Source organism: Halorubrum cibi (assembly GCF_900182635.1).
Lineage (GTDB): Archaea > Halobacteriota > Halobacteria > Halobacteriales > Haloferacaceae > Halorubrum > Halorubrum cibi.
Window position 1 is genome coordinate 257,121 of sequence record NZ_FXTD01000002.1, and the last position, 25,561, is coordinate 282,681.

27 protein-coding genes, 1 tRNA gene and 1 pseudogene are annotated in these 25,561 nt (G+C 69.3%); 15 read left to right on the forward strand and 14 right to left on the reverse strand.

What is annotated here, in order from left to right; all coding sequences use genetic code 11:
• Positions 1 to 53: 53 nt before the first annotated feature.
• Together FN829_RS03860 and FN829_RS03865 are read left to right on the forward strand one after the other, a co-directional pair.
• Positions 54 to 1,070, forward strand: coding sequence for a hypothetical protein (locus FN829_RS03860; RefSeq protein ID WP_142985685.1), 1,017 nt, complete (start codon positions 54 to 56; stop codon positions 1,068 to 1,070).
• A gap of 80 nt (positions 1,071 to 1,150) precedes the next feature.
• On the forward strand, positions 1,151 to 1,450 hold the full coding sequence (locus FN829_RS03865; RefSeq protein ID WP_142985686.1) for a hypothetical protein: 300 nt from the start codon (positions 1,151 to 1,153) through the stop codon (positions 1,448 to 1,450).
• 56 nt (positions 1,451 to 1,506) lie between these two features.
• Here the strand turns inward: FN829_RS03865 and FN829_RS16125 are convergent, their stop codons facing one another.
• The 6 genes and pseudogenes from FN829_RS16125 to FN829_RS16415 all read right to left on the reverse strand — a co-directional run.
• Entirely contained in the window at positions 1,507 to 1,899 is a 393-nt protein-coding gene (locus tag FN829_RS16125; protein ID WP_246066434.1) for an oligopeptide/dipeptide ABC transporter ATP-binding protein, read from the reverse strand.
• Complete coding sequence (locus FN829_RS03870; RefSeq protein WP_246066435.1) at positions 1,899 to 2,639, reverse strand: ABC transporter ATP-binding protein; 741 nt, start codon at positions 2,637 to 2,639, stop codon at positions 1,899 to 1,901. Before FN829_RS03870 ends, FN829_RS16125 begins: the two co-directional genes overlap by 1 nt.
• Positions 2,636 to 3,532 carry an ABC transporter permease gene (locus FN829_RS03875; RefSeq protein WP_142985687.1) on the reverse strand — a complete coding sequence of 299 codons (897 nt, stop codon included), beginning with the start codon at positions 3,530 to 3,532 and terminating at the stop codon, positions 2,636 to 2,638. Before FN829_RS03875 ends, FN829_RS03870 begins: the two co-directional genes overlap by 4 nt.
• Positions 3,533 to 3,534: 2 nt before the next feature.
• Positions 3,535 to 4,494: an ABC transporter permease gene (locus FN829_RS03880; RefSeq protein ID WP_185955671.1), complete on the reverse strand. Its 960-nt coding sequence runs from the start codon at positions 4,492 to 4,494 to the stop codon at positions 3,535 to 3,537.
• A gap of 82 nt (positions 4,495 to 4,576) precedes the next feature.
• A complete protein-coding gene (locus FN829_RS16130) occupies positions 4,577 to 4,870 on the reverse strand; it encodes a hypothetical protein (protein ID WP_246066436.1) in 294 nt (97 codons plus the stop codon).
• Between the two features lie 78 nt (positions 4,871 to 4,948).
• Positions 4,949 to 5,074, reverse strand: a pseudogene (locus tag FN829_RS16415) (hypothetical protein); the annotation flags it as partial.
• Positions 5,075 to 5,196: 122 nt separating this feature from the next.
• Between FN829_RS16415 and FN829_RS03890 the strand changes: the two are divergent.
• Positions 5,197 to 6,705 (forward strand): amidase, encoded by a 1,509-nt coding sequence (locus FN829_RS03890; protein ID WP_142985688.1) that lies wholly within the window; start codon positions 5,197 to 5,199, stop codon positions 6,703 to 6,705.
• A 121-nt stretch (positions 6,706 to 6,826) separates the two neighbouring features.
• The gene (locus tag FN829_RS03895; protein WP_142985689.1) at positions 6,827 to 7,024 is read left to right on the forward strand and encodes a hypothetical protein; all 198 of its coding nucleotides are present in this window, start codon (positions 6,827 to 6,829) and stop codon (positions 7,022 to 7,024) included.
• A gap of 45 nt (positions 7,025 to 7,069) precedes the next feature.
• On the opposite strand, the gene FN829_RS03900 is transcribed toward FN829_RS03895, so the two are convergent.
• Positions 7,070 to 8,137 (reverse strand): type II glyceraldehyde-3-phosphate dehydrogenase, encoded by a 1,068-nt coding sequence (locus FN829_RS03900; protein WP_142985690.1) that lies wholly within the window; start codon positions 8,135 to 8,137, stop codon positions 7,070 to 7,072.
• A 203-nt stretch (positions 8,138 to 8,340) separates the two neighbouring features.
• On the opposite strand from FN829_RS03900, the gene FN829_RS03905 reads away from it, so the two are divergent.
• Positions 8,341 to 9,291, forward strand: a complete 951-nt coding sequence (locus tag FN829_RS03905) for an aminopeptidase (protein WP_142985691.1) — start codon at positions 8,341 to 8,343, stop codon at positions 9,289 to 9,291.
• Positions 9,292 to 9,307: 16 nt separating this feature from the next.
• On the opposite strand, the gene FN829_RS03910 is transcribed toward FN829_RS03905, so the two are convergent.
• Positions 9,308 to 10,270: an HVO_0234 family beta-propeller protein gene (locus tag FN829_RS03910; protein WP_142985692.1), complete on the reverse strand. Its 963-nt coding sequence runs from the start codon at positions 10,268 to 10,270 to the stop codon at positions 9,308 to 9,310.
• 116 nt (positions 10,271 to 10,386) lie between these two features.
• Here FN829_RS03910 and FN829_RS03915 point away from each other — a divergent pair, with 116 nt between their 5' ends.
• Positions 10,387 to 11,370 (forward strand): nucleoside recognition protein, encoded by a 984-nt coding sequence (locus tag FN829_RS03915; protein WP_142985693.1) that lies wholly within the window; start codon positions 10,387 to 10,389, stop codon positions 11,368 to 11,370.
• A 39-nt stretch (positions 11,371 to 11,409) separates the two neighbouring features.
• On the opposite strand, the gene FN829_RS03920 is transcribed toward FN829_RS03915, so the two are convergent.
• The gene (locus FN829_RS03920; RefSeq protein WP_142985694.1) at positions 11,410 to 12,705 is read right to left on the reverse strand and encodes an MFS transporter; all 1,296 of its coding nucleotides are present in this window, start codon (positions 12,703 to 12,705) and stop codon (positions 11,410 to 11,412) included.
• An 85-nt stretch (positions 12,706 to 12,790) separates the two neighbouring features.
• Positions 12,791 to 14,935: a catalase/peroxidase HPI gene (gene katG, locus FN829_RS03925; protein ID WP_142985695.1), complete on the reverse strand. Its 2,145-nt coding sequence runs from the start codon at positions 14,933 to 14,935 to the stop codon at positions 12,791 to 12,793.
• A 505-nt stretch (positions 14,936 to 15,440) separates the two neighbouring features.
• On the opposite strand from katG, the gene FN829_RS03930 reads away from it, so the two are divergent.
• Both FN829_RS03930 and FN829_RS03935 read left to right on the forward strand, forming a co-directional pair.
• Positions 15,441 to 15,695, forward strand: a complete 255-nt coding sequence (locus FN829_RS03930; protein ID WP_142985696.1) for a hypothetical protein — start codon at positions 15,441 to 15,443, stop codon at positions 15,693 to 15,695.
• A 47-nt stretch (positions 15,696 to 15,742) separates the two neighbouring features.
• Positions 15,743 to 16,741 (forward strand): ornithine cyclodeaminase family protein, encoded by a 999-nt coding sequence (locus tag FN829_RS03935; RefSeq protein ID WP_142985697.1) that lies wholly within the window; start codon positions 15,743 to 15,745, stop codon positions 16,739 to 16,741.
• Positions 16,742 to 16,763: 22 nt separating this feature from the next.
• Here FN829_RS03935 and FN829_RS03940 read toward each other — a convergent pair whose 3' ends face one another.
• Together FN829_RS03940 and FN829_RS03945 are read right to left on the reverse strand one after the other, a co-directional pair.
• Entirely contained in the window at positions 16,764 to 17,831 is a 1,068-nt protein-coding gene (locus FN829_RS03940; protein ID WP_142985698.1) for an mRNA surveillance protein pelota, read from the reverse strand.
• An 80-nt stretch (positions 17,832 to 17,911) separates the two neighbouring features.
• Entirely contained in the window at positions 17,912 to 19,072 is a 1,161-nt protein-coding gene (locus FN829_RS03945) for a DUF4013 domain-containing protein (RefSeq protein WP_185955672.1), read from the reverse strand.
• Between the two features lie 335 nt (positions 19,073 to 19,407).
• Between FN829_RS03945 and FN829_RS03950 the strand changes: the two genes are divergently transcribed.
• From FN829_RS03950 to FN829_RS03960, 3 genes are all read left to right on the forward strand, one after another.
• Entirely contained in the window at positions 19,408 to 19,815 is a 408-nt protein-coding gene (locus FN829_RS03950; protein WP_142985700.1) for a hypothetical protein, read from the forward strand.
• Positions 19,812 to 20,750, forward strand: coding sequence for an alpha/beta hydrolase (locus FN829_RS03955; protein ID WP_142985701.1), 939 nt, complete (start codon positions 19,812 to 19,814; stop codon positions 20,748 to 20,750). The genes FN829_RS03950 and FN829_RS03955 overlap by 4 nt, the downstream gene beginning before the upstream one ends.
• Before the next feature lie 104 nt (positions 20,751 to 20,854).
• Complete coding sequence (locus FN829_RS03960; protein ID WP_142985702.1) at positions 20,855 to 21,166, forward strand: MTH1187 family thiamine-binding protein; 312 nt, start codon at positions 20,855 to 20,857, stop codon at positions 21,164 to 21,166.
• A 33-nt stretch (positions 21,167 to 21,199) separates the two neighbouring features.
• On the opposite strand, the gene FN829_RS03965 is transcribed toward FN829_RS03960, so the two are convergent.
• On the reverse strand, positions 21,200 to 21,613 hold the full coding sequence (locus FN829_RS03965) for a DUF7577 domain-containing protein (protein ID WP_142985703.1): 414 nt from the start codon (positions 21,611 to 21,613) through the stop codon (positions 21,200 to 21,202).
• Between the two features lie 93 nt (positions 21,614 to 21,706).
• Here FN829_RS03965 and FN829_RS03970 point away from each other — a divergent pair, with 93 nt between their 5' ends.
• The 4 genes from FN829_RS03970 (at position 21,707) to FN829_RS15800 (ending at position 22,888) form a co-directional block, all read left to right on the forward strand.
• Positions 21,707 to 22,087 (forward strand): Rid family detoxifying hydrolase, encoded by a 381-nt coding sequence (locus FN829_RS03970; RefSeq protein WP_142985704.1) that lies wholly within the window; start codon positions 21,707 to 21,709, stop codon positions 22,085 to 22,087.
• Between the two features lies 1 nt (position 22,088).
• Positions 22,089 to 22,358 (forward strand): hypothetical protein, encoded by a 270-nt coding sequence (locus FN829_RS03975; protein ID WP_142985705.1) that lies wholly within the window; start codon positions 22,089 to 22,091, stop codon positions 22,356 to 22,358.
• Positions 22,359 to 22,385: 27 nt separating this feature from the next.
• Positions 22,386 to 22,467: transfer RNA gene (locus FN829_RS03980), tRNA-Ser, on the forward strand.
• 250 nt (positions 22,468 to 22,717) lie between these two features.
• Complete coding sequence (locus tag FN829_RS15800) at positions 22,718 to 22,888, forward strand: hypothetical protein (RefSeq protein ID WP_185955673.1); 171 nt, start codon at positions 22,718 to 22,720, stop codon at positions 22,886 to 22,888.
• Positions 22,889 to 22,921: 33 nt separating this feature from the next.
• Here the strand turns inward: FN829_RS15800 and FN829_RS03985 are convergent, their stop codons facing one another.
• Positions 22,922 to 25,444: an extracellular solute-binding protein gene (locus FN829_RS03985; RefSeq protein WP_142985706.1), complete on the reverse strand. Its 2,523-nt coding sequence runs from the start codon at positions 25,442 to 25,444 to the stop codon at positions 22,922 to 22,924.
• Positions 25,445 to 25,561 lie beyond the last annotated feature (117 nt).

Consider the following 25,561-nt stretch of genomic DNA (forward strand, 5'->3'; position numbering starts at 1 on the left):
CGGCCCGTCCGGCGGTCAGGTTTAACAGCGCGCCACGTCTACCGAGACCCGAGATGCCCTCCGAGAGCGGTTCCGCCGGGGAGTCGGTCGAGACGGTCGAGTCGGCCGAATCGACCGACACGGCGGACGCGACCGACGCGGTCGTCGAGTCGACCAGTGGTGCGGACTCCCGGACGACGACCGAACCGGATCCGGTATCCGACCCGATCGAGTGGGGACCGGTACGACACGATCGGCTCCGGTCGGTCGCGCTCGGCGTGAGTCTCGTCGTCGCGGTCGGAATCCTCCTCGTCGCCGGGATCGTCGCCGTCGGCGTGACGGAGGCGGTCTGGACCGCGGCGACCGGCGGCGGGTTCGGCGGGGGAAGCGATCTGTGGGTGCTCGCGGTGCTCCTCCTCGTCGGCGGCCCGTTCTCGCTTCTCTACCTGCTGATCGCCTACGACCAGTCGACTGAAGAGGCTCGATCGAAGGTCCGGTCGGCGGTCGGCGACTACTCGCTCTCGCGGGAGTCGATCCGGCCCGCGTGGGTGCTCGCGGGTGCGGTCCCGTTCGGCGCGCTCTGGGTGTGGGGACCCTCGCCGGCCGAGATCGGGCTGTTCTACCTCTTTCCCCTGATCTGGTTCCTGCCGACCCTCGCCGGGTCGAAGGGAACGTCGGTCCGACTCGATCCCGCAGAGCGCGTCGTCGAGCGGACGGACCACACGCACGATCGGACCCGGTCCGACGACCTCGAATCCGTGGTCCGGACCCGCCGGATCGACCTGCCGTGGACGACGCTGTTCCTGTTGGCGTACCGGGGGAATGCCTGGTATCGGTCGACACCGTGGCTGTTCGTCCCGAGGGAGCGGGCCGACGCGGTCGAGGACGCACTCGACGGCGTTCTCGCCCGCTCTCCGGGCCCCGATCGGGCGAGTGTGCCCGAGCGGGTCACACTCGCGATCCTCGGGAGCAGCTCGCTCGTCGTCGGGCTGGCGATGTCGATCGCCGGCGCGGACGGCGGTGGGATCGCGTTGGGTCTGCTCTCCGCGCCGTTCACCCTGCTGTTCTTGGCGCTCGCGGCGCGGCTGTGACCCGTCGACGGAACAGGGACGACGACGCGGGAGATCACCCTCACCGGACGACTCAAATAGCCGCACACCGTACCGAAACCATGGATCGCAAGCGGTTGGAACGGACGTTGGCCGAGGAGTTCGGGGGGACTCCCGCAGAGCGGCGCGTGATCGCCCGGGCCGCCAACGACCTCGCCGACGCCGGGAAGCCCTCCACCGATCGCGGACACGCGCTGAGCGTCCCCGGCGTGATCCGGCACCTCTCGGACGCGCCCGAGGGCTCCTCGCTCGTCGAACGCTGGAACTGGTGGATGGGCGCGCTGGAGGCGGCTTACGGCGGCTACGACTACTTCACCGTCCGGTTCGTCGAGGACGACGAGGAGGCCGGACTCCGGCGATAGCGGGCGCGAAAAGTGACGCGGCGTCTCCGGTCGCCGACTTCAGAGCGGAGACGGAGTCACGACATCGGGTCTTGATCCGCGCGTCGTTCGCTGGATTTCCCCAGCCAGTGACAGGCGATCGCGTGCTCGTCGGAGGACTCCCCGTCGGTGGATATCGCCTCGACGCGTTCCGGTGGAGCGACGGTACCCGATTCGCCCGCGACCGCCCGGAGTTCGGGTTCCGTGTCGGCACACTCGTCCCCGAGATACTCCGGACAACGGGTGCGGAACCGACACCCGGACGGCGGGTCGATCGGACTCGGCGGGTTCCCCTCCAACAGCGACTCGTGGCGTTTCCGTTTTCCGTCCACTCGAGGGATCGAGTGGAGGAGCGCCCGGGTGTACGGGTGTTGGGGGTTCCCGAAGATGTCCTCCTTCCGCCCCTGCTCGACGATCTTTCCCAGGTACATCACGGCGACACGGTCGCTGATGTGTTTGACGACGCTGAGGTCGTGCGCGATGAACACGTACGAGAGACCGTACTTGTCCTGGAGCGCTTCATCAGGTTGATGATCTGCGCTTGAACGCTCACGTCCAGCGCTGAGACGGGCTCGTCGGCGATGATCAGATCCGGTTCGACCGCGAGCGCCTGCGCGATGACGACGCGCTGGCGCATTCCGCCCGAGAGCTGGTGGGGATACTCCGTCGCCCGCTGTTCGGGCTCGGGGATCCCGACGGTCTCTAAGAGCTCGATCGCGCGCTGCCAGGAACGGCTCTCCGTCGAGGTGCCGGTGACGTACTTCCGGCGCATCTCGCTCCAGAATCCGGCCCGCTCGCCGGTGTCGCCGTGGTGGCGGACGACCTCGGCGATCTGCTCGCCGATCGTCATCACCGGGTTCAGACTCGTCATCGGGTCTTGGAAGATCATGCTGATCTCCCCGCCGCGGACCGAGCGCATCTCGGACTCGCTCAACGAGAGCAGGTCGGTGCCGTCGAACCGCACCTCGTCCGCCTCGACCGTTCCGGCGTCGTCGAGGAGTCGCATCACCGACAACGCCGTGACGCTCTTTCCGGAGCCGGACTCGCCCACGACGCCGAACACCTCTCCCTCCTCGATGCTGAAGGAGACGTCGTCGACGGCGGTGAGCCGTCCCTGCCCGGTCTCGAAGGACGTCGTGAGTCCGCGCACGTCCAACAGCGACTGGTTCATTCGCTATCCACCTCCCTGACGTCGAATGCGTCCCGCAACGCGTCTCCGAAGAGGTTTATGCCAAGTACAGTTATCATGATTAGAAGTCCAAGGAGTATCGAGATCCACCACGCCGTCGTGATGAAGTCACGACCCTGGCCCAACAGCGCACCCCACGTCGGCGTCGACGGTTTCACGCCGAGTCCGAGGAACGAGAGCGTCGCTTCCGCCAGCATGGCGCGAGCCACGAGCACGGTGAACTGGACGATGATCGGGGCGACGGTGTTCGGGAACACCTCCTCGAAGATGATCTCGGAGTTTCCGAGTCCGATGCTCTCCGCGGCGAGCACGTACTCCTCCTCGCGGATGGAGAGGACCTCACCGCGGGTGATCCGCGCGAAGTCGTCGATGTACGCGAACCCGACCGCGATGATGACGTTCCAGACTCCCTGTCCGAAGATCGCGACGAGCATGATGGCGATGAGCAGCCACGGGAACGCCCACATGACGTCGACGCTCCGCATCAGGAGGTCGTCGATCCAGCCGCCGTAGAACCCGGCGACCAGTCCGAGGAGGACGCCGGTGACCGCGCCGAACAGGACGGCACCCAATCCGACGCCGAGGCTGATCCGCGCGCCGTACATCAACCGGGACAGCAGGTCCCGGCCGAACGAGTCGGTCCCGAGGGGCGTCTCGCTCGAGAGCGCGGGCGCCTGAAGCGGAGTGAAGTCCTGTGCCATCGGGTCGTACGGCGCCAGCTCCGGCGCGAAGATCGCCGCGATGACGAACAGCGTGACGATCACCACGCCGATCTTGGCCTTCAGGTCCCGGTTGACCGTGTCGATGAACTGTTCGATGAGGTCGGTTCGAATACCGAACACGCGACCGCCATCGGTGTCGAAACGGCTCGACATCGTTACTCATCACCGCCGTACTTGATTCGTGGGTTGATCATCGTATACAGGAGGTCGACGACGATGTTCGCGAGAACGAACACGAAGGAGATAATCAGCACCGTACCCTGGATCAGCGGGAAGTCCCGCCGGTTGATCGATCCGATGAGGAGGCGGCCGAGCCCGCGGATCCCGAAGACGATCTCGACGGCGACGACGCCGCCGAGGACGACAGCGAGGAAGATGCCCGCGAGCGTGACGACCGGGCTCAACGCGTTCTGTAGCTCGTGTTTGAACAGCACGAGGTTCGAGGTGAGCCCCTTCGCGCGCGCGGTCCGCATGTAGTCCTCGTTGAGCACTTCGAGCATCGACGAGCGCATCATCCGCATCAAGATCCCGCCGTACGGGAAGCCGACGGCGAACGCGGGTAGGATGATCGATCTGAACCAGGGACTGATTCCCTCCTCGATCGGCGTGTATCCGAAGGTCGGTATGGGATCGACGTTCACGCCGATCACGAGGATCAGGACGATGCCGATCCAGAACGCGGGCATGCTGATCCCGAAGAACGCGATCGTCGTCGACACGTAGTCCTCTATCTCGTAGCGCTTGACCGAGCTGAGGATCCCCGTCGGGATCGCTATCATGAGCGCGATCGCCATGCCGAGTGCCGCGATGCTGAGCGTCGGTCCCGCGACCTGGCTGAGAGAACCGAGAACGGGCTCTCCCGTCCGGATAGACTCGCCGAAGTTACCCGTGAGGAGTCGTCGAAGCCACTGGAAGTACTGGACGTACAGCGGCTGATTCAGTCCCAACTCCTGTCGAAGCGCTTCGAGAGCCGCCGGATCCGCGTCGCCGCCGAGCATCAGCCGGGCCGGATCGCCCGGGACCGATCGGACCGCGAAGAACACCACCGTGACGACGAAGAACATGACGAACACGGAGTGTATCAACCGCTTGAGCAGGTATTGTTTCAACCCCACGAGCGGTCACCTCCCTCGATGTCCTCCGATTCGTTTCGAGTCACGGTAGGGACGTCTGCGGGCGTCACGGGTGGTGCGCTACTCATCCATCCAGCGAGGCGTAATGGAAGTTACTCAGCCCTCCCTGGGTTCCCACTCCCGAGACGCCCTCACCGAGCGCCTTCGGGTTCAGCGGGAACACCGTCGTGATGAACACGGCGTCCTCGATGAACTTCTCGTTGACGTCCTGATACACCTCCGCGCGTCCCTCGAGGTCCGGCGTCGCGTTCGCCTCGTTGAGCAGTTCGCTGTACTCCTCGTTGAAGTAGAGTCCACGCTGCCAGGCGCCCTCCGTCGTCTCCTCGTTCGGGTAGCCGAACTGTTTGAAATCGGACATCCACGGGTCGACGTCCGACGCGCCGCCGTACGCCGTCAGGAGCTGCTCGTACCGGTAGGTGTTGTCCCAGTAGGACGACTGCTGTTGGATGTCGAGTTCGATCTCGATGCCGACCTCGCTGAGCTGTTCCTGAACGACCGTGAGTTCACGCTGGTCTTCCGGAAGCGCCAGGATCGTCGCTTCGAACCGCGGATCGCCGGTGTAGCCGGCGTCATCGAGGAGTTCCTCGGCGCGTTCGGGATCGTAATAGAACCCCGGAGAGTGTGTGAGCCGATCGAACGAATCGGCGAAAACACTATCCGTGCTCGATCAGTCGGCTTCAGGGGATGACCGACCGACCGACCGACGACGACTTCGACCTGCTGGAGGCGACGGTCGCTGAGATACACGACGCCTTCGAGGCGGAGACGCTGACGGCCGAGGAACTGGCCGAGGCGTACCTCGACCGGATCGAAGAACACGCCGACGACCTCAACGCCGTCCTGACGGTGAACGAGGACGCGCTCGAACGCGCTCGAGAGTTGGATGACCGATTCGAGGCTGACGGGGCCGTCGGGCCGCTCCACGGGGTCCCGACGGCGATCAAGGACAACCACGACACGGCCGACATGCCGACGACGGCGGGATCGGAACTCTTCGCGGAGTTCGTCCCCGACGAGGACGCGTTCGTCGTCGAGCGGCTCCGGGAGGCCGGCGCGGTGATCCTCGCGAAGACGAACCTCCAGGAGCTCTCCTTCGGGGTCGACTCCGTGAGCTCGCTCGGCGGCGAGACGCGGAACCCCTACGCGCTCGACCGGCGGCCCTCGGGCTCGAGCGGCGGGACCGCCGCGGCGATCGCGAGCAACCTCGCGGCGGTGGGCACCGGGACTGACACCTGTTCGTCGGTGCGTTCGCCGCCGGCGTTCACGAGCCTCGTCGGGCTCCGACCCACGCGGGGGTTGGTGAGCCGCACCGGGATCGTTCCGCTGTCGGCGACGCAGGACACCGCGGGACCGATCACCCGAACGGTCGCCGACGCGGCGCGGACGCTCGAGACGATGGTCGGGTACGACCCGGCCGATCCGGTCACCGCACTCGGCGTCGGCGAGGTGCCGGAGGAGGGGTACGCGGCGCACCTCGACGCGGAGGGGTTGGAGGGCGCGCGGATCGGCGTCGCGCGCGACCTCTTCGAGGTGTCCGATCCGGGAAACCCGGCGGCGGACACCGCCGAGGCGATCGAGACCGTGATCGAGTCCGCGATGGGAGAACTCGAGGCGGCGGGCGCGACCCTCGTCGACCCCGTCGAGGTCGTCGACGGCGAGTTCCTCGACTCCGCGCGGGTCGTCGGCAAGGAGTTCGAGCGCGACTACGACGCGTACCTCGCGGCGCGCGACGGGACGCCCGTCGACTCGCTGCGGGAGCTGGCCGAGAGCGGGACGATGGCCCCGAGCGTCGAGGAGCGCGTGCTGGACGGGGGGATCCTCGGCGTGGCCGAGGGGGTGGACGACGACCTCGAGTACCAGCGGGCGCTCGCGCGGCGCGAGACGATCCGGACCGAGACGGTGAACCGGCTGGTCGCCGAGGACCTCGACGCGCTGTTGTACCCGCCCTCGATGGCGCTGCCGGTCGAGATGCCCGACCACCAGCCCTTCTCGGAGATGCGCTGTGAGCTCTCGGCACACACTGGGCTCCCCTCGATCGTGTTGCCCGCCGGGTTCGCCGCCGCCGACGGCGAGGAGCTCCCGGTCGGGTTCGAACTCCTCGGCCGGCCGTTCGCCGAACCCCGGCTCCTCGAGCTCGGGTACGCCTACGAGCGGGCGGCCGAACCCCGCTGGCCGCCGGAGCGGTTCGCGTAGGCGGCTAGGCGACCCGACCGTCGAACCGGTTTCCCGGCCGCGACCGTCCGAGAGCGCTTCACTTTCAGTTTCACTCCGCGGTTGGCTCGGTTATAGGGGCGTCGCGTGCGAACTCGGAGGTATGAGCGTGTCATCGGAGGATCGGCCGCGGTACGCGTCGCCGACGCGCGTGGACGTCACGGAGTGTCGAACCGACCGCATCGCCGACCGGATCCGGTCGAACCGGGTCGCCGGTGGCGAGGTCCACCTCGAGCGTCGCGGCGGCCGGACGTACCTCGTGGCGACGCCGACGGACGGGGAGTCAAAGCGGTCGCGGTAGGGGGCCGAAACGAGAGGGCGGAACCGAAACGGGAGATCGCGGGCGTCAGTCGTCAGCGGTGATCGGATCGCGGGCGTCGTCGCCGGACGAGAGGAGGCTCTCCAGCCCGACGCCGAGCGCCTCGTTCGTTCGTTCCACCGATTCCGACGCGGAGAGGTCCGTGGTCAGCGCGCGGATCGCGTCGACGTTCTCGGGGACCACGTCCGCCTCCTGGTGGACGTTCTCGAAGAGGTACAAGTCGCGTCCGGAGACGTTGATCGACTCCTCCCAGACGCAGTTCTCCCAGAGGTCACCGCGGGGGCGACCGCGGTCCATCGCGTACTCCTTCAGTTTTCCGGCCCCGTCGATGCCGGCCGCCTCGGGGATGGTGAAGATCCGGGATTCGTCGGCGAGCAGGTCGCGGACCGCCTCGGTGGTGGGAGCCTGGCGGAGCGTGACGTTGACGCTGTGGGTGTGCATCGCGGTCACCGGCACCTTCAACGCGGCGGTGTCGACGGCGACGCCCGGCAGGACGGTGTTCACGTCCGGACCGTGGTGAGAGGGGACCGTCGTCGGGTCGGGCACCACGTCGTTTATCGGGCCGCGGCCGGTCTCGCTCGGGTCGCCACCGCGTCGGACCAACGTGACGCGGGCCTTCTCGACCCCGTACGCTTCGTCCAGCGGCGCGAGCAGACGAGCGAGCCCCGTGGTGTTACACGAGACGACGCGCAGGGTGTCGGCCCCGCGAGCCGCCTCGAAACTCGTCCGGGCGTTGAAGGAGGCGTCGGCGACGTCGGCGTCCTCGCCGCCCTGGAAGATCGCGGGCGTGTCGTGTGCCGCGTAGACCGAGCGGTTCCGTGCGCCGATCCCGGAGGGCGTACAGTCGACGACGACGTCGACGGCCTCGAGGAGATCGGAGAGGGTGCCGGCGGTCTCGACGCCCGCGGCCTCGAACTCGGTCGCGCGGTCGGCGATCGCAGCGTAGAGGTCGTATCCGCGGCGGATCGCGGCCTCCGCCTCGTAGTTCGGTTTGGTCTTCGTGACGCCCACGAGTTCCATGTCGGGCTGGGCCGTGACCGCGTCCGCGACGCGTTTCCCGATCGTCCCGTAGCCGTTGACGCCCACGCGTATCATATCTTTACGTCCACCGTGTGGCGCTATAATTGTTTCGAGGTTTTTCTATAGAAATTAACTACGCCGTGAGTAACGACTCCGTTAATTCGGGACGACGAAGCAATACAACCTTGTTACGTAATCGAGTAATAATAGAGTAATCGCCGCGGTCGTTCTCGACCCGGATGACAAGGACTAACGCCCGCGCCGACTCATGACGGGACATGAGCGAACACCTCGCGGAGGCGGCTCGAACCGCCATCGGACAGTGTCTGAACGTCGGCGCGGACGAGTCGGTCGTCGTCGTCACCGACGACGAGCGCGAGCCGATCGGCGAGGCGCTGTACGCGGCCGCGACCGCGGCGACCGACGACGCGACGCTGCTTCGGTACCCGCCGAGCGAGCAGCACGGGACCGAGCCCCCCGCCCCCGTCGCCGCCGCGATGCGCGAAAGCGACGTCTTCTGTGCGCCGACGACGAAGAGCCTGAGCCACACCCGCGCCCGCGGGGCGGCCTGCGAGGCCGGCTCCCGCGGCGCGACGCTTCCGGGGATCACGGAGGGCGTGTTCGTCACCGGGCTCGACGCCGACTACGCCGCCATCGACGAGGCCTGCGACCGCGTGCTCGACGCGGTCGGCGACGCCGAGGAAGTCCGGGTCACGTCGCCGTCAGGGACCGACGTCACGTTCGGGCTCGGCGACCGCGAGTGGCATGCGGACACGGGGATGGTCCACGAGCCCGGCGACTTCTCGAACCTGCCGGCCGGCGAGGTGTTCATCGCGCCCGAGACCGCGACCGGCACCTACGTCGTCGACGGGACGATGATGCCCCACGGGCTGCTCGAGGAGGGCCAGGAACTCGCCTTCGAGGTCGAGGACGGACTGGTCACCGTCATCGAGGACGACGCGATCCGCGCCGACGTGGAGGCCGCCGCCGAGGAAGTCGGCGACGCCGCCTACAACCTCGCGGAACTCGGGATCGGCACCAACGTCGGCGTCGAGGCGCTGGTCGGCTCCGTCCTCCTCGACGAGAAGGCGGCCGGAACGGTCCACGTCGCCATCGGCGACGACGCCGGGATCGGCGGGGAGACCGACGCGCCGCTCCACCTCGACGGGATCATCAGGGACCCGACCGTCTACGCCGACGGCGAGGAGGTCGCGCTGCCGACCCCCTGAACGAGCGTCGTCGAGTTCATTCCACGGCCGCCAGCGCGACGCCCGCGACCCCGCGAACGCCGAGGACCTGGTGTCGCCACCCGTCGCCCGCGTCGACACACAGCGTCCCGGCGTCGGTGACCGCGATCGACACGCCGGGTCCGTACCCGAGCGCGACGGGTCGCTCCTCGACCGGAAGGTCCGTGACGCGCCAGGAATCGGCGTCCCAGCCGGCGTCGCCGGCGCTTCCGTCTTCACCGTCTCTCGTACCGTCGCGAACGAGGAGGTCGCCGTCGACCACCGCGAGGGCGTGGCCGTCCCCGTCGGCGGCGACGCCGGTCGCGTCCCCGTCGCTCGCCGACATCCAACCGTTCCCGAGCCAGTAGAGCCCGTCCGCGGTCGCGGCCAGCGGGACCCCCGCGCCCGCGACGTCGCGAGCGTCCTCGAGCCCGACGGACTCGAGCGTGAGAGCGTCGCTCCCGCGGTTCGGCGCCCCGACGACCCGGTGAACCCCGTCGCTCGCGGCGACCAGCGGCCCGTCGATCGCGCGCGGGTCGTTCACGTCACCGATCCGGGTCGCGTCGAGTCCCGCAGCCGCGTCGAGATCGGCGTCGGGGGCGCCGTCGAGGGCGATCCGGTGGATCTCCCCCTCCGCGTCGGCCGCGAGGAACGCCCCGTCGTGGACGCCGACCGCGACTGCGGAGCCGACTCCGGCGGGCGAGGGGGCGGAGCCGTCGCCGGCGCGGTCACCGTCCATCGAGGCGACGAGGAGGCCGTCCTCGGTCGCGACCGCGAGAACGTCGGCGGCGTCGGTCCGCGCGAGGACGGCGACGTCGCGGGCGGGGTCGCGGGTCGCCAGCTCGAACTCGCCGACCTTGTCGCCGGAGATCGCGACCCGGACGACGCCGGTTTCGGTCGCGACGTAGGCGTCCGTTCGGCCTGCGGAACCCGCGTACACGCGTTTCTCCTCGATCGAGATGTCGTCCTCGGCGGGTGCCATCGCGGGGGGCTTCTCGGCGGGGAACCATAAGCCGCGCGGAGGATCGGTTCGATGAACCGTCGTCGATCGGCGGCACTTCCGACGGTCATTTGCCCGACCGGGACGTACCCCCGCGAGTGCAATCGGTCGTCGCCGAATTCGCGGGGCTGTTCGCCGAAGTTCTGCCGCGGCTCGCGCGGATCGCCGCGTTCATCGCCGCCGGGGTGTTCGCCGCGAACGTCGCGGTCGCGTTCGGGCTGATCCGGTACGTGGCCGGGCTCTCGGGGTACCTCACGCGGCCCGCGAACCTCCCGGACGAGGTGGGAACCGCGATCCTCACGACCGCGGCGTCGACGACCGCGGGCTACGCCACGCTCGCGGAGTACCGCGAGTCGGGGCTGCTCGACGACCGCGCGACGCTCGTCGCCGTCGTCATCAACACGTTCTTCGGGTTCGTCCAGCACGTGTTCACCTACTACGTCCCCGTCCTGATCCCGATCCTCGGGGCGACCACGGGCGTCCTGTACGTCTCCGCGCGCGCCGGAATCGCGCTCGCGATCACGGTCACGGGCGTGCTCCTCGGAGGGGTCCTCGTCTCCGAGCGCAACGTGGACCGGTCGGCGCTCGCCGACGTCGACGCCGCCGGCCCCGACGAGGACGACCGACCGAGCCGCGAGCGCGTCCGCGAGGCCGCCGTGAAGTCGTGGTCGACGCTCCGGCGGATCGTCCCCCGGCTGGCGGTCGTGTACACGCTCGTGATCGCGTTCGTGGCCAACTACGACGTGGAGTCGCTGACGGCGGTCGCGGAGCCGATCACGGGGGCGCTCGGTCTGCCGAGCGCGGCGGTCCCCGTGATCGCGGTGTACACCCTCGACACGACCGCCGGCGCGGTCGCCATCCAGCCGCTGCTCGACGGGACGTTCACGCCGCGGACCGCGGTCGCGACCCTGCTCATCGGCGGCATTCTCTCCTTCGCCGTCTCGACGTTCCGGCGCTCGATCCCGTTCCAGTACGGGATCTGGGGGGCGTCGTTCGGGACGAAGGTGATCGCGGTCAACACGGCGTTGAAACTGGTCTTCATCTCGCTCACCGTCGCGCTGCTTCTCGTTCCGGCGTGGTGAGGCGGTGCGCCGCTGCCGTCGACGACGCCGACCCGCGGGTCACTCCCCCGCCGCGGCCGCCGCCGCGCCGTCCCGGATCCCGTCGCGGTAGCGAGCCACGATCGCGACCGTCGCGACCGCCGCGAGCACGGCGAAGACGCCGACGAGCGCGAACGTTCCGCGGTAGCCGCTCGACTCGATGAGGGCGCCGAAGAGGGGCGGTGCGACCGTGTTCCCGATCATGATCCCGATCGTCACGACCGCGAAGTTCCGGCCGATGTCGCCCCGCGACGACAGCAGGTCGGCGAGCTTGTCGCGGGCGGGCAGCCCGAGGCTGCCGAGGCTTCCGGCGAGCACGCCGATCCCGAGCGCGACGAGCGGCGGCGCGGCCATCGACGCCAGCGCGAAGACGGCGACGCCGACGAGCAGGTACGCGACCGCGAGGATCGGGCCCGGCCGAAACCGGTCGGCCAACACGCCGCCGGCGATGATCAGGGCCGCACCCGCGACGAACATCGCCGTGAGCGAGAGGCTCGCGATCCCGGAGGCGACGCCGTATCCCTCCTCCAAGAACACCACGAGGTACGAGGAGACGCCCCAGAACGCCGTCGAGGCGAGAAGCGCGATCACGCCGAGCCCGAGGATCGGCCGCGACGCGCCGAGAGCCCGGATCTCCTCTCGAACGCGGCCGACGCGGGACGTCGCCTCCGTTCGCGCGTCGTCGGCGTCGATGGCTCCGGTGTTCGGCCGCGTCACCTCGTCGCTCACGTGTCTGGCGAGCACGTAGCAGGCGATCGCTCCGTAAACCGCCCCGAACACGGCGATGAGCCCGAAGGCGTGTCGCCACGTCGCGCCCGGCAGCGCCGTGACGCCGAGGATGACCACGGGCGGCGCGGCGAACCCGATATTCCCGGCGAAGCCGTGGGCGCTGTAGGCCTTCCCGCGCAACTCGGCGCTGCTGGCGTCGGAAAGCAGCGGGAAGTGTGACGGGTGGTGACCGGCGATCCCCGCACCCAGTACCGCCTGCCCGACCAGGAGGACCTCGAAGGTGGGCGCGATCGCGAGGACCCCCGCGCCGAGCGCGCCGAGACCGAGACAGAGCGCGAGCGTGACCACGCGGTCGTAGTTGTCGGAGAGGTAGCCGTACGGAAGCTGTAAGGCGGTGTTGACGAACGCCTGGACGCCCATCGCGACCCCTAACGCGGCTAACCCCACGTCGAAGTCGGCGGCCAGCGTCCCCAGGATCGGCGGGAACAACACGAGATACAGGTGATTCACGACGTGCGACCCGCTCACGAGCCCGACCACGAGGGCGGTCTCACGCGGCACGGAATCGAACCCGAGGCGTTCGAACATCTATCGGTCCATCGCGAGATCCGGGGAAAACGGTACGTCAATCGGCCGGCGTTGCCGAGGAGTGGCCCCGTCGGCTACGGACCCCTCACTCGAGGTCGAAGCGGTCGAGCTTCATGACCTCGCTCCACGCGTCGGCGAAGTCCCGAACGAACTGCTCCTCACCGTCCTCGGCACCGTAGACCTCGGATACGGCGCGGAGACGGGAGTTCGACCCGAAGATCAGGTCGAGCCGGGTCGCGGTCCAGTCGACCTCGCCGGTCTCGGGGTCGCGAAGCTCGAAGACCTCCTCCTCCTCGTCGACGGGCACCCAGTCGCGGTCGAAGTCGAGCAGGTTGACGAAGAAGTCGTTCGTCAGCGTCTCCGGCTCGTCGGTGAACACGCCGCGGTCGGAGCCGTCGTAGTTCGCGTCGAGGACGCGCATGCCGCCGACGAGCGCCGTCAGCTCGGGGACGGACAGCTTCAGCAGCTCCGCTCTGTCGACCATCTCGTGTTCCGGCTCGTGAGGCAGGTCCTCGCCGAGGTAGTTGCGGACGGCGTCGACCTTCGGTTCGAGCACCTCGAAGGACTCCTCGTCCGTCTCCTCCTGCGTGGCGTCGACGCGCCCCGGCTCGAACGGGACGTCGACGTCGTGGCCGGCGGCCGCGGCGGCCTCCTCGACCGCGAGATTGCCGCCGAGGACGATCAGGTCGGCGAGCGACACCCGCACGTCGTCGTCGCGCGAGTCGTTGAACTCCGCCCGGATCTCCTCGTACGTCTCCAGTACGGATTCCAGCCCGTCGGGGTCGTTGACCTCCCAGCTCCGCTGGGGCTCGAGGCGGACCCGCGCACCGTTCGCGCCGCCGCGCTTGTCGCTGTGGCGGAACGTGGACGCGGACGCCCACGCGGTCTCGACCCGCTCGGAGACCGAGAGGTCGGAGTCGGCGATCAGGTCCTCGAGCTCGGCGACCTCCGCCTCGCCGACGACCTCGTAGTCGACGTCGGGAAGCGGGTCCTGCCAGAGCATCGTCTCGTCGGGGACCTCGGGGCCGAGGAACCGCTCCGGCGGACCCATGTCGCGGTGGATGAGCTTGTACCACGCCCGCGCGAACGACGCCTGGAACTCATCGGGGTCGTCACGGAACTCCTCCAAGACGGCCCGGAAGTCGTCGTCGTGTTTCAACGCGACGTCCGTCGTCAGCATCATCACGTCCTCCTTGTCCGCGGGGTCCTGAACGCCGGGGGCGGCGTCGTCGAGCTCGTCGTTCTTCGTGGTCCACTGCCACGCGCCGCCGGGACCCTTCTCCGGTTCCCACTCGTAGCTGAGCAGGTTGTTGACGTAGCTCAGGTCCCACGAAGTCGGCGTGGCGTTCCACGGCCCCTCGATCCCGCTGGTGATCGTGTCGGGACCTTTCCCCTCACCGAACTCGTTGTCCCACCCGAGTCCCTGGAGGTCGATCGGGGCGTCCTCGGGCTCCAGTCCGAGGTTGTCGCCGGAGTCGGCGCCGTGGACCTTCCCGAAGGTGTGGCCGCCGGCGATGAGCGCGACCGTCTCCTTGTCGTCCATCGCCATGTGGCTGAAGGTGTCGCGGATGTTCGCCGCGGACCCCTCGAGGTCCGGTTCGCCGTTCGGGCCCTCCGGGTTCACGTAGATCAGCCCCATGACGGTGTTCCCGAGGGCGTCGTCGAGGCGGCCGTCCTCCTCGAAGCGCTCCGCCGAGGTCGATTCCCACTCGTCCTCTGGACCCCAGTCGACGGCGTCGTCGGGCTTGAACTCGTCCTCGCGGCCGCCGGCGAAGCCGAACGTCTCGAAGCCCATCGACTCGAGGGCGACGTTCCCGGTGAGGACGATCAGGTCGGCCCACGAGAGCTTTCGACCGTACTTCCGTTTGACCGGCCAGAGCAGTCGCCGTGCCTTGTCGAGGTTGACGTTGTCCGGCCAGCTGTTGAGCGGGGGGAGCCGCTGTCGTCCGCCGGCCGCGCCGCCGCGGCCGTCGTGCGTTCTGTAGGTGCCGGCGCTGTGCCACGCCATCCGGATGAAGAGCGGCCCGTAGTGGCCGTAGTCGGCCGGCCACCAGTCCTGTGACGTGGTCATTACCTCCTCGATGTCCGCCTTCACCGCGTCGAGGTCGAGTTCCTCGAACGCCTCGGCGTAGTCGAACTCCTCGTCGAGCGGCCCGGGGTTGCCGGCGTGCTCGTCGAGGAGATCCAGCTCCAACTGGTTCGGCCACCAATCCTGCGTGGTGTCCGCCATTATCGAGCAACCTCCGTTCGGTTCTGGTCGTCGAACGCGGACGCTCCGGAGTTCGTCGTCACGGGAGATTCCGACGCGACGACGTCGGAGATACCCGTTTCGTGAGTAGAGTCTTCAGGCATTCGGCTTCACGATCACGTTCTCGAGCACAAATAAAAAAGTGGCTACTGTCCGGGGAGAGATTCGGCAATAACAACCTCGTTTTCGGATCTATAAATATTCGTTCGGATATTCTAAAACGAAACGGGGATCGGCGGGACGTGAGTGGGTATCGACACGAATGGCCCGAGGTGAGAGAGCGGTACCGCGTGGTTGCGGGCGAACGGAAGGGGCCGCGGCCGGGGCTTCGGAAGGGGCCGCGGCCGGGGCTTCGGAAGCGCCCGCGGAGCCGCGGTCGTTGTCGCCTCCGATAAGTTATAGAGTGGTTCTCTCGTTTCACGAGAGGTGTCACGCCTTGGGCACACCAAAGAATTATGTCGATCTGGTTCGTACGCCCACGCGGATTATGAGTAGGTACTATGACTACGTCCTCGGACTGATCCCGGCCGCCCTGATCGGCGTGACTGCCTTCCTGAATCTGGTCGGACTGTCGTTGACGGCGGCCGTCCCCGTGGGCGCGGGCGTCGCGCTGGCGCTCATGGGCCACGCGATGTTCGTGCGGGCTCCCCTCGGCGACGCGACCCGGACCGCGACCGGTTCGCCCTCCGGAACCGGATCGCCGTCCGATACCAGTCCCCTCGCCGGACCGGGCTCGGACTGATCACCGCGTCCTGTATCGTTTAGTTGCTCCCGCCCCACGGGTGGGACGTGACCGATACGCTGTTTCTCACGAGCGACGACGTGGACGACCTCGCTGAGCCGGCCGACTACGTCGCGGCCGTCCGGGAGGGGTACCGACAGATCGGCGAGGGCGCGCCGGCGGAACCGCGGACGAAACTCGGCAGCGAGGACCCGCCGGGAATGCTCACGACCTACGTCGCGCTCCTCCCCGAGACGGGCGCGATGGGCGGGTACACCTACTCGGCCGGCTTCGGCGAGCGGGACGCGTGGTTCATGACGCCGCTCTTCGACGCGGACTCCGGCGAGCCGCTCGCGCTGATCGACGGCGCGTCGATGAACCCGTTCAAGACGGGCGCCGCGGGCGCGGTCGCCGTCGACGCGCTCGCCCGCGAGGACGCGACGGAGATCGCCGTGATCGGGAGTGGGTCGCAGGCGCGCGGTCAGCTCCGCGCGGCCGCCACCGTCCGCCCGTTCGAGGCGGTCCGGGTCTTCTCACCGACGGCCGAGAACCGCGAGTCGTTCGCGGCGGAGTTCGACGACCGGCTCGACGCCGACGTGCGCGCGGTCGCGAGCGCGAGCGAGGCGCTCTCGGATGCGGACGTGGTGATCACGGCGACGACCTCGAGCGACCCGGTCATCGACGACAACGACGTGGAGGCCGGTACCCACGTCACGGCGATGGGCCAGTACGCTCCGGGAAAGAACGAGCTCCCGCCCGAGCTGGTCGCGCGTGCGACGTACATTCCCGACCTGTCCGACCGTGCCACGCGCGACGCCGGCTCGTTCCTCGCGGCGCGGGAGGCCGGGCTCGTCGACGAGGGACACGCCGCCGTCGAACTCGGCGACGTCGTCGCCGGTACCCGTCCGGGCCGGACGGGAGACGAGGAGGTGACCGTCTTCGACTCCGGCGGGACGGGCATCGAGACTGTCGCGGCCGCCCACATGCTCTACGAGCGCGCACGCGAGGACGGGCTCGGGGAGACGATCGAGTTCGCGCCGGCGAGCGAGGCGCTCACGGGACGATAGGGAACCGCGCCGCCCGCGGCCGCTACTGGAGCCGGTACCGGAGGACGGCGGCGATACCACCGAGGTTCGAGAGCTGCTCGCCCGGACCGAACTCCGCCGAGAAGACGACCACGTCGCCGCCCTGTCGCTCGACGGACTCGATCACCTCGTTGACGTCGATCCCCCAGTCGCCCTCTCCCTGACGTTCGGTCCGGAGCCGGTCGTCGACGACGAGCAGCGTCTCGATCGCGCCGAACTCCGCGGCCTCCGCCACGTCCTCGGGGCCGTAGGTGGCCTTCGCCCCCGTGGCGATGTTCTCCGTGAGCTCGTCGATGAGGTTCGCCTCCTTGGAGATCCGCGTCTCCTTTTGTACCTCGTCGACCGCGCCCCGTTTGAGTACCTCGTGGACGCCGCGGTCGCCGGCCGCCGACGTGTCGACGACGCTGATCCGGTCGGCGAGGTCGCGGTACTCCTCGGCGATGTAGTCACGGGCGTCCTGCTTCGTGAACCCCGGACCCGCGAGGATCACGGCGTCGGCGTCAAGGTGCGAGAGCGCCTCGGCGAGTTCGGCGAACAGCTCCTCGCGCGGCCGGGAGAACTCTCCTTTGCCCGTCGGCTTCGTGAACGAGGCGTACTCCTCGGTGCCGTACTGTTGGACCGTGTGGACGTACGCCGCGCCCTCCTCGACGGTCGCGATGGCGACGTCGGGGTTCTCCGCGGCCTCGGTCGCCTCCTCCAGCCGCTCGGTCTGGTCCGGCTTGAAGTGCTTCTCGACCGTGATCTCGTCGTGTTCCTCGACGTTTATCGTGTGGTGGGCGTTGAGCTGGTCCTCCCGCGAGCAGGCGACGATGACGCCCGAGACGCGGAGCCGGTTGGCGAAGCGCGCGAACTCGACGTCGTCGACCTCCAGCGTCACGAAGATGTGCTCGCGCTGGCCGCCCGTGTCCCGCATCCGGTCGTCGTCCCGCTGGATCCGCCGGGTGGTGTCGCCCTCGACCCGGTCGCCCGGTTCGAGGACGTGCGCGAGGTGCCAGAGGTCGTCGACGTTCTCGGGGACGAGCGTGAGCCGTTCCCGGCCCTCCTCGCCGTAGCCCCGCTCGGAGATTCGCATACCCGGGGTTCGATCGGGACGGTATCAACTCTTGGCTTCCGTTCTCGACGGATCGCCAGCGGGACCGCGACGACGACGAGTCACGTCCCCCAGTCAAACTCGTCGACCGTACCGTCGTCCGGGAGATCGTCGTCGTCGCGGTCGGCGAGGGGGTCGCCCCCTTTGCCGTCACCGTTGCCGTCGCCGGCACCCTCAACCAGGGAATCGAGAGCGACCGTGCCGACTTCCTCGGGAGGCGGGGTCGCGATCCCCCGGGGAACGGACCGTCCGGTCTGGACCGCCGGATCGGCCTCCGGACGGACCGATCCGCGTCCCTCCGACGGCTCGGCGAATACAGCGCTCGGCTCGATCGAGGCCTCCGAATCGGCGACGCCGTCCTCGTCGTCGACGGGAGTCCGTAATCGAGCGTGGTTGACCACGTCCCCCGCCCCGAGTCCGTACAACGTGTGGACGACGATCCGAACCGCGAAGACGCCGCCGATCCCGACGAGAAGGGGGACGAACGGCCCCGCGAGGACGTACCCCGTGAGCAGCGTGACCATCGCCAGCGACCACGCGACCGCGTACTCGCCCGAAAGCGCGACGCGGCCGACCGCGGTCGGTCGGAGTCCGTCGCGGAGCCGGCCCCCCGCGGCGAGTGCGGCGAGCGCCGCCGGCCTGACGTACGCGAACGCGACGAGGTACGCGAGCGAGACGACGGCGACGAACGCGCCGACGATCCCGTAGACCGGGGCGACGGTCGGCACGCCCGCTTCGACGCCGGCGGTGCCCCCCGAGTCGGCCCCCGCGATCGACTCCGCGAGCGGCGTCGGATCCACGCGACCGAGTTCGACGAACGCGCCCGCGACCCCGACGGCGGCCAGCCCGACGACGAGCGGGAGGAGGTACGCGACGGTGAGCAGCGCGGACGCGACCCCGTCGCGGTAGAGTCGCCCCCAGCGAACGAAGGGCGGGGCCTGCGGGGAGACGTCCGCCGCGGACCCGATCCTAGACCCGGTCACGGTCTCGGTCTCGTCGACCGTCTCGATCCCGACGGCGACCACTCGCAGGAGGTATCCGCGACCGACGAACGTCGGCGCGAGCGCGAGCGGCGCGGCCAGGACGAGAACGGGCGCGGAGAGCGTCCCGATCACCCAAATCGGTGTGAGAGTCCACGCGAGAAGCGTCAGTACCGTCCCGATGACCAGCGTTCCGGCCGCGTCCTCGGATCGAAGCGGCGTCGCCAGCGCGGCCCGGAGCATACCGGCCGTTCCCCCGGAAGGAGTATAAATCATGTCGGAGACACACGGGCGCACTCGACGGCGATCTCGCGGACGGGCGCTCGCCGGCGGCCGCGTCGATCGGGGGGCTCCCGCCTGTAAGGCGGATGACTGAAACATCGTTCACCGAGCGTTTATCCCCCGGGATCGAGTACTCGAACTCGGCCGCACGGGACAATCGTGTGCCTCTGACAGACCCGATATCGGTCGTCGTAACCGACGACCCCCGCCAGCGGCTTTCCGACGGACCTCTCGTCCGAATCGATCCCGGAGCGGCGCGCCGGTACCGATTTATCCCGCCCCGACGACCGTCAGGTATGAGCGACGACGAGCCGACGAGCGGGGTCGAACCGACCCTCCGGAGCTACGGCGTAAGCGTCGAGTCGATCGACGTCGGCGACCCCCTCGAGGTGACGTACATGACCGCGTTTCCGGGACGCGAGGTCCACCGCCGCGAGATCGGTCGGGCGCTCAACGCGCTCATCGACCGCGCGGAGGCGGACGCGTGGGACCCCGTCCGCGTTGAGGCGACCGTGGTTCGGTCACCCGGGGACCCGCTCGGGACGTGGAGCGCCGAGCCCGCCTGGTTCGAGGGGCTCCTCGCGGACGAGCTGACCGAGACCGAGTTCTCGACGCGCGTTCTCGAAACGCTCACGCACGTCGCCGAGGCGGACGGCGGCGACGACCGAAACGGCGAGGGATCCGAGGGGGACCGGACGCCGTGACTCGACGCGACCCGATGAACCGCGCCCAGCGGCGGCTCGCCCGGCCGCCGAGAGAACGCTTCTCGACGCGTGGGCTCGCCTTCGACGTCGGCGGCGAGACCTGCCGGGGGACCCTGTACCTCCCGAGCGGCGAGGACGACGATCCGCCGGCGATCGTCATGGGACCGGGGCTCGGTGCGGAGCGGAGCTTCGGTTACCCGGCGATCGCCGAGCGGTTCGCGGACGCCGGCTACGCCGCGTTCAGCTTCGATTACCGCGGGTTCGGCGACTCCGAGGGCGACTCCCAACTGGTCCATTCGGGCCGCCAGCGGGCCGACTACGCGGGCGCGCTCGAGCGCCTCGACCGCGTCGACGCGCTCGGTCGGGATCGGGTCCTCTGGGGCGCGTCGCTGTCGGCGGGACACGTCCTGACGCTCGCGGCCGAGCGCCGGGACGTCGACGCCGCGATCGCGGTGACGCCGCTTCTCGACGCGCGGTCGACCGCCGTCGACCGCGGCGGCAAGTACCTCGCACGCGCGGGTCTCGCGGGCCTCCGAGACCTGCTCGGTCATCGTGTCGGTCGCGGCCGATCCGTCCCGATCGTCGGCGAAACCGCGGAACTCGCGGCTATCACCGAGCCGGGAACGAAACGCGGCTACCTCGACCTCGTCGACCGGGAGTCGGCCTGGCGGAACGAGACGCCCGCCCGGTCGCTCCTCCGGCTCGTCAACTACCGACCGGGCGAGCGGCTCGCGGAGATCCACGCGCCGACGCTGCTTCTGGCCGGCACCGACGACTCGATCGTCCCGATCGAGTCGGTCCGCGATGCGGCTGAGGACCTCCGACGCGGCACCGTCGTCTCGATGCCCGCCGACCACTTCTCGCCGTTCGGGGCGGACTTCGAGCCGGCGGTCGGCCATCAGCTCTCGTTCCTGCGGGACGCCCTCGAGGGGTAGCCGAAGCGGGCGCGAGAAGGCGGGCCGCCGACGGTGGCGGGCGGATGCGGTTTTCGCGGCAGTCGGGTGCGGCCTTTATTCCATCGAGGCACGTACGCTCGCACATGACCGTCGTCGCCCTGTTGAGCGTCGCACCGGTGATCGAAGGGAGCATGGCCGAGGAGGTCGCGGAGGCGGTGGCCGCCCTCGACGACTTCGACGTGAGCTACGAGACGAACCCGATGGGGACCACCATCGAGGCCGACGACGTCGACACGCTCCTCGACGCCGTCGGGGCCGCACACCGAGCGGTCGAGGGCGACCGCGTCTCCACGTTCCTGAAGATCGACGACAAGCGGACCGTCGAGACGACCGCCGACCGGAAGGTCGAGGCCGTCGAGGAGCACCTCGGGCGCGAGGCGAAGCGGGAGCGGTGAGGTAGCGGGAGCGGTGAGGTAGCGCCGGCCGGCTCAAAGCGGCCGACGCGCGGCTCCGGCGGCGTCACCGCGACCCCGTCCGTCCTCGACGAGGGCGGACCGCACACACCAGCGGCAGTAGCGGTACCCCGTCCGGTTTCTCGCGCCGCAGTTCCCGCAGACGACCGTCTCCTCGTCGGTCTCGAGCGGCGGCGGGTCGTCGGCCGACGGGCGAGCGGCGGCCGGCGAACGGTCGTGCCTCGACGCGTCGTCGCCGTCGGGGGAGGGGTCTCGGGCGGTCCCCTCGGCGAGGAGTGCGTCGAATCCGGTGTGACCGTCGTTCGACGGCCTCCCCTCCGCGTCGGGCGCGTCGTCGGGTCCGCGGTTCCGGCGGGCGAGCGTCCACGCGACCGCCACGTTGATCAGGAGCATCCCCGCCAGCAGCGCGGCGAGCAGTACCACCGACATGTAATAATAGTTAACATTCAACGCTATTATGCTCGGCGGTCGGATCGGCCGCGTCCCCGACACACTTAGTGGTCCGGGCCGAAGGGCGGACGCATGACGGACATCATTCACACGAACGCGGCCCCGGAGGCGGTCGGCGCGTACAGCCAGGCGACGACGAACGGCGAGCTCGTGTTCACGGCCGGGCAGATCCCGTTGACGCCGGAGGGCGACCTGCTCGAGGACGCGCCGATAGCCGAGCAGACCGAACAGGCGCTCGACAACCTGCTGGCGGTCTTAGCGGAGGCCGGCGCGGAGCCGGAGGACGTGCTCAAGACGACCGTCTTCCTCGGCGACATCGACGACTTCGAGGAGATGAACGAGGTGTACGCCGACTACTTCGACCGAGCGCCGCCGGCGCGGTCGGCGGTCCAGGCCGGCGCGCTCCCGAAGGGCGTCGGCGTCGAGATCGAGGCCGTCGCGAGCGTGGAGTGAGATGACCGAGGGCGGCGAGGAGCGCGGCGGCGACGCGCCCGGCGTCCCCGCCACGCGGCGGAACCGACTGCGCTCGGCGGCGCTGTGGGGGGCGATCGGCGGGTTCGCGTTCCTCGTCGCCGCGCAGGGGTACCTCCTCGTCGGCGGCTCGTTCCCCTTCGGGTACGCGCGGCTGTTCGGACTGGCCGCGGTCGTCGCCGTCGCCGCCGCGGCGCTGGCGTACGTCACGGAACACCGGATCGCTCGACGGGGGGCGAAAAGAAGGACTTAACAGTCCCACCGGATTACTCCCGGACGAGCCAGGATGGCCGAGTGGTAAGGCGCACGCCTGGAAAGCGTGTTCCCTTCCGGGATCGGGGGTTCAAATCCCTCTCCTGGCGTTTTCGACGAACGACACGGCGAGCGGAGCGAGCCGTTCGTCGAAAACCGAGACTGAGGGATTTGAACCAGAGAGTGGAGCGAGCGGAGCGAGCGGAACGACTGAGGTTCAAATCCCTCTCCTGGCGCTTTTGCTGTCGCAATAACGAACGAGGAGCGGAGCGACGAGTGAGTTCGCGCCGAGCGACGGCGACGGATTTCAACGTCCCTACATAATCTTCATATGTGTGGGAAGTGTTGTCACGGGTGACGATGCCAGACACGAAATCGGGACGCGAACGGAAGGGGAGAGGAAAGCGCCGGCAGCTCGAGAACCACCTCACCCGACGGGAGCTGGAAGCCGACGAGGAACCGCCGGAACCGACGCTCGAGACGATCGATTCGGAGTATCTCGACGAGCCCGGCGAGGCCGCCGCCGAGTAACCGTCCCGACCGCGCAGTCGAGCGCTTTTTTTGCTACTCGCCGAGGATCGACGCGAGCTCGCTCAGCCCCGCCCGCGGGTCGTCCGTGATCGTCCGTCGCAGCACCTGCCCGATCGTCGACTGCTCGCGATACCACGTCTCCGTCGGCGGCTCGACGATCGCGTTCTCGGCCATGAACCGGATCGCCGGCGCGTGCGACGCGTACGGCGACGACGACGCGGCGTCTATCGAGAAGGGGTCCCCGTTCATCGTGGGGAGCTGCCCGTTCGCGACGAGCAGCGATCCGACGGCTTCCGAGCGGAACCCCCGGGCGACCGCGAGCGCCTCGCCGAGCAGTTCCGTGTTGGGGTTGACGACGACGTACTGGCCGTACAGGTTCGTCCGGGACGTGACCGATCCCGTGGGCATCGGCATCATGCCGATCGGCTCGGAGTCGCCCTGTACGTCCATCGCGATCGAGGGCGGGAGCAGCGCGGCGACGGCTTCTCCGGTGCGGAACGCGTTCAGAACCTCGGGGAACCCGTACTCGAGCACGTTCTCGGAGGACGTCTGTTGGACCGGCGGGTCCGCCCGGTCGCCGCCAAGCGCGAGGTCGTGGAGGACGTTCGCCGCCCGGACGCCCGGCGTGTCCGCGATCGTCACCACGGCGTCGTCTCCGGGTGCCGTGTCCCCGGTCTCGTAGTACGAGCCGCCGAAGCCGCCGAGCACGCCGGTGAACGCCGGCCGGAGCAGAGGGGGCTGGCCGGTCCAGACGAACCCCTGGTTCTGTCGGGCGGCCGCGACCATCTCCGACCACTCCGTCCACGTCGGGGGAGCGGTCATCCACTCGTCGGTGTCGTCGATCCCGGCCTCCTCGAACGGTCGCTTCCGATAGACGATGGGGAAGGGAGCGAACGAGTACGGTAGCGCGTGGACCTCGCCGTCCTCGGGGTGCCGGGCCGCGGTGTCGAGCGCGGGGAACGACCGGTCCAACACCTCGCCGATCCGATGGTCGCCCGCGTGCGTCGAGAGCGGCTCGGTCGCTCCCGCCGAGAAGAGCGGGCCGAGTTCCTGGAGGCCGGCGAGCAGCACGTCCGGCTTCGGATCGCCGGCCTCGATCCGGGAGAGGATCTCGTCGATCGATCTCGAGCCGTCGGTGTCGGACCGGACCTCCACGTCGACGGCGTCGGGAACGTCCGACTCGTCGATCGCTTCCGGAAGGTCCTGTAGCCACTGGTAGTACCGGGCGTCTACGGTGACGGTCCCGCCCGTGATCTCGGTCGCCGCCTCCTCCTCGGAGGCCGGTTCGGACTGGGTCTCGGATTCGCTCCCGGTCCCGGATTCGGAGCCCGACCTGGACGCTCCCGTTCCGTCCTCGATCGCCCGAAGCGACGGTTCGTTCCGATCCATCGCGATGAGTCCGCCCACGCCGACGCCGGCGAGCGCGAACGCGCCGACCCCGTACTTGAGGAACGACCGTCTGGAGCCGCCTCCGTCAGAACCGTCGCCGTCCGCACCTCCATCGTTCGATCCCGCGCCTCCCGACCCGTCGACGCCTGCGGCCGTGGATTCGGTCGTCCCGTCGTCCGGGTCGTCCGCGTCCGAGCCGTCGTCGCCCGTCGCGGGTGCGGCGGCGCCCGCGCCCGCGTCCTCGGCCTCCGCCCCGGCGTCCGGCTCGTCGGCGTCGGGCTCCTCGGGAGTCGGGGCGACGGTCGCGGCGAGCGCGTCCGCCTCGCGGTCGCCCGTGTCGACCATCGGAACGGCGTCGAGGAGGTCCCGGCCGAGAGGGTACGTCGTCGCGTACCGGTCCGCCGGGTCGCTCTCGGTGGCCCGGGTGACCGGTCGAACCGCTCCCTCCGGGAATTCGTCGCCGAGCGCGTCGGCGTCGATCCCCCCGCGGATCGCGTCGGCCAGCGCCGCCGGGTCGTCGGCGTCGACGCCGGGGAAGGGAGACCCGTCGCCGAGCGCCGCAGCCGCGAGCGCGCCGATCCGATAGACGTCGGTCCGCTTCGAGGCGTGGTCGCCCTCGAGCTGTTCGGGCGCGGTGTAAGGGGTCGTCGGGGGGTCCTCGACGAGTCGGCTGAGGCCCCAGTCGTCGACGACCGCGACGGGTCCGTCGGCGTCGACCCGGAAGGAGAGACAGTCGGGGTGGAGCGCGAGGTGACACGGCGTGGAGCCGTACCGGGAGTAGGTACGGAGGACCTCACACACGTCGAAGAGCAGTTCGGCTCGCGTCCGCGGGTCGCACGCTCGCGCGGTCTCGAGGGTAGTTCCGGTCGCCCACGCCTCGAGCTCGTCGGGGACGTACTCGACGGCGACCCACGGCTCGGGATCGGTCCCCCAGTCGAGCAGCCCCCTGACGGTCCGGCGCTCGTCGACGGTTCCCCACTGACGGGCGAGCGCGTCGAACCGGTCGTACCGGTCGCCGGGAACCGTCCCGGTCGGCGTCCGGATCGCGACGGGAGACCCCTCCTCGTCCGTCCCGCGATACGTCGTCCACCGGGTCGTCTTCCCGGCGCGGTCGCCGACCGACCACGTCCCGTTTCGGCCCTCCACGGGGCCTTCGAACCCATCCATACGCCGTCGTTTTCGGTGCCGCCTAATAACGAATGGGCATCGATCTCACGAGTGGTATACGTGTTATAAAGCGACCCTTTCGAGGTCGCGGACACCGAAGAACATCCATGAGAATAG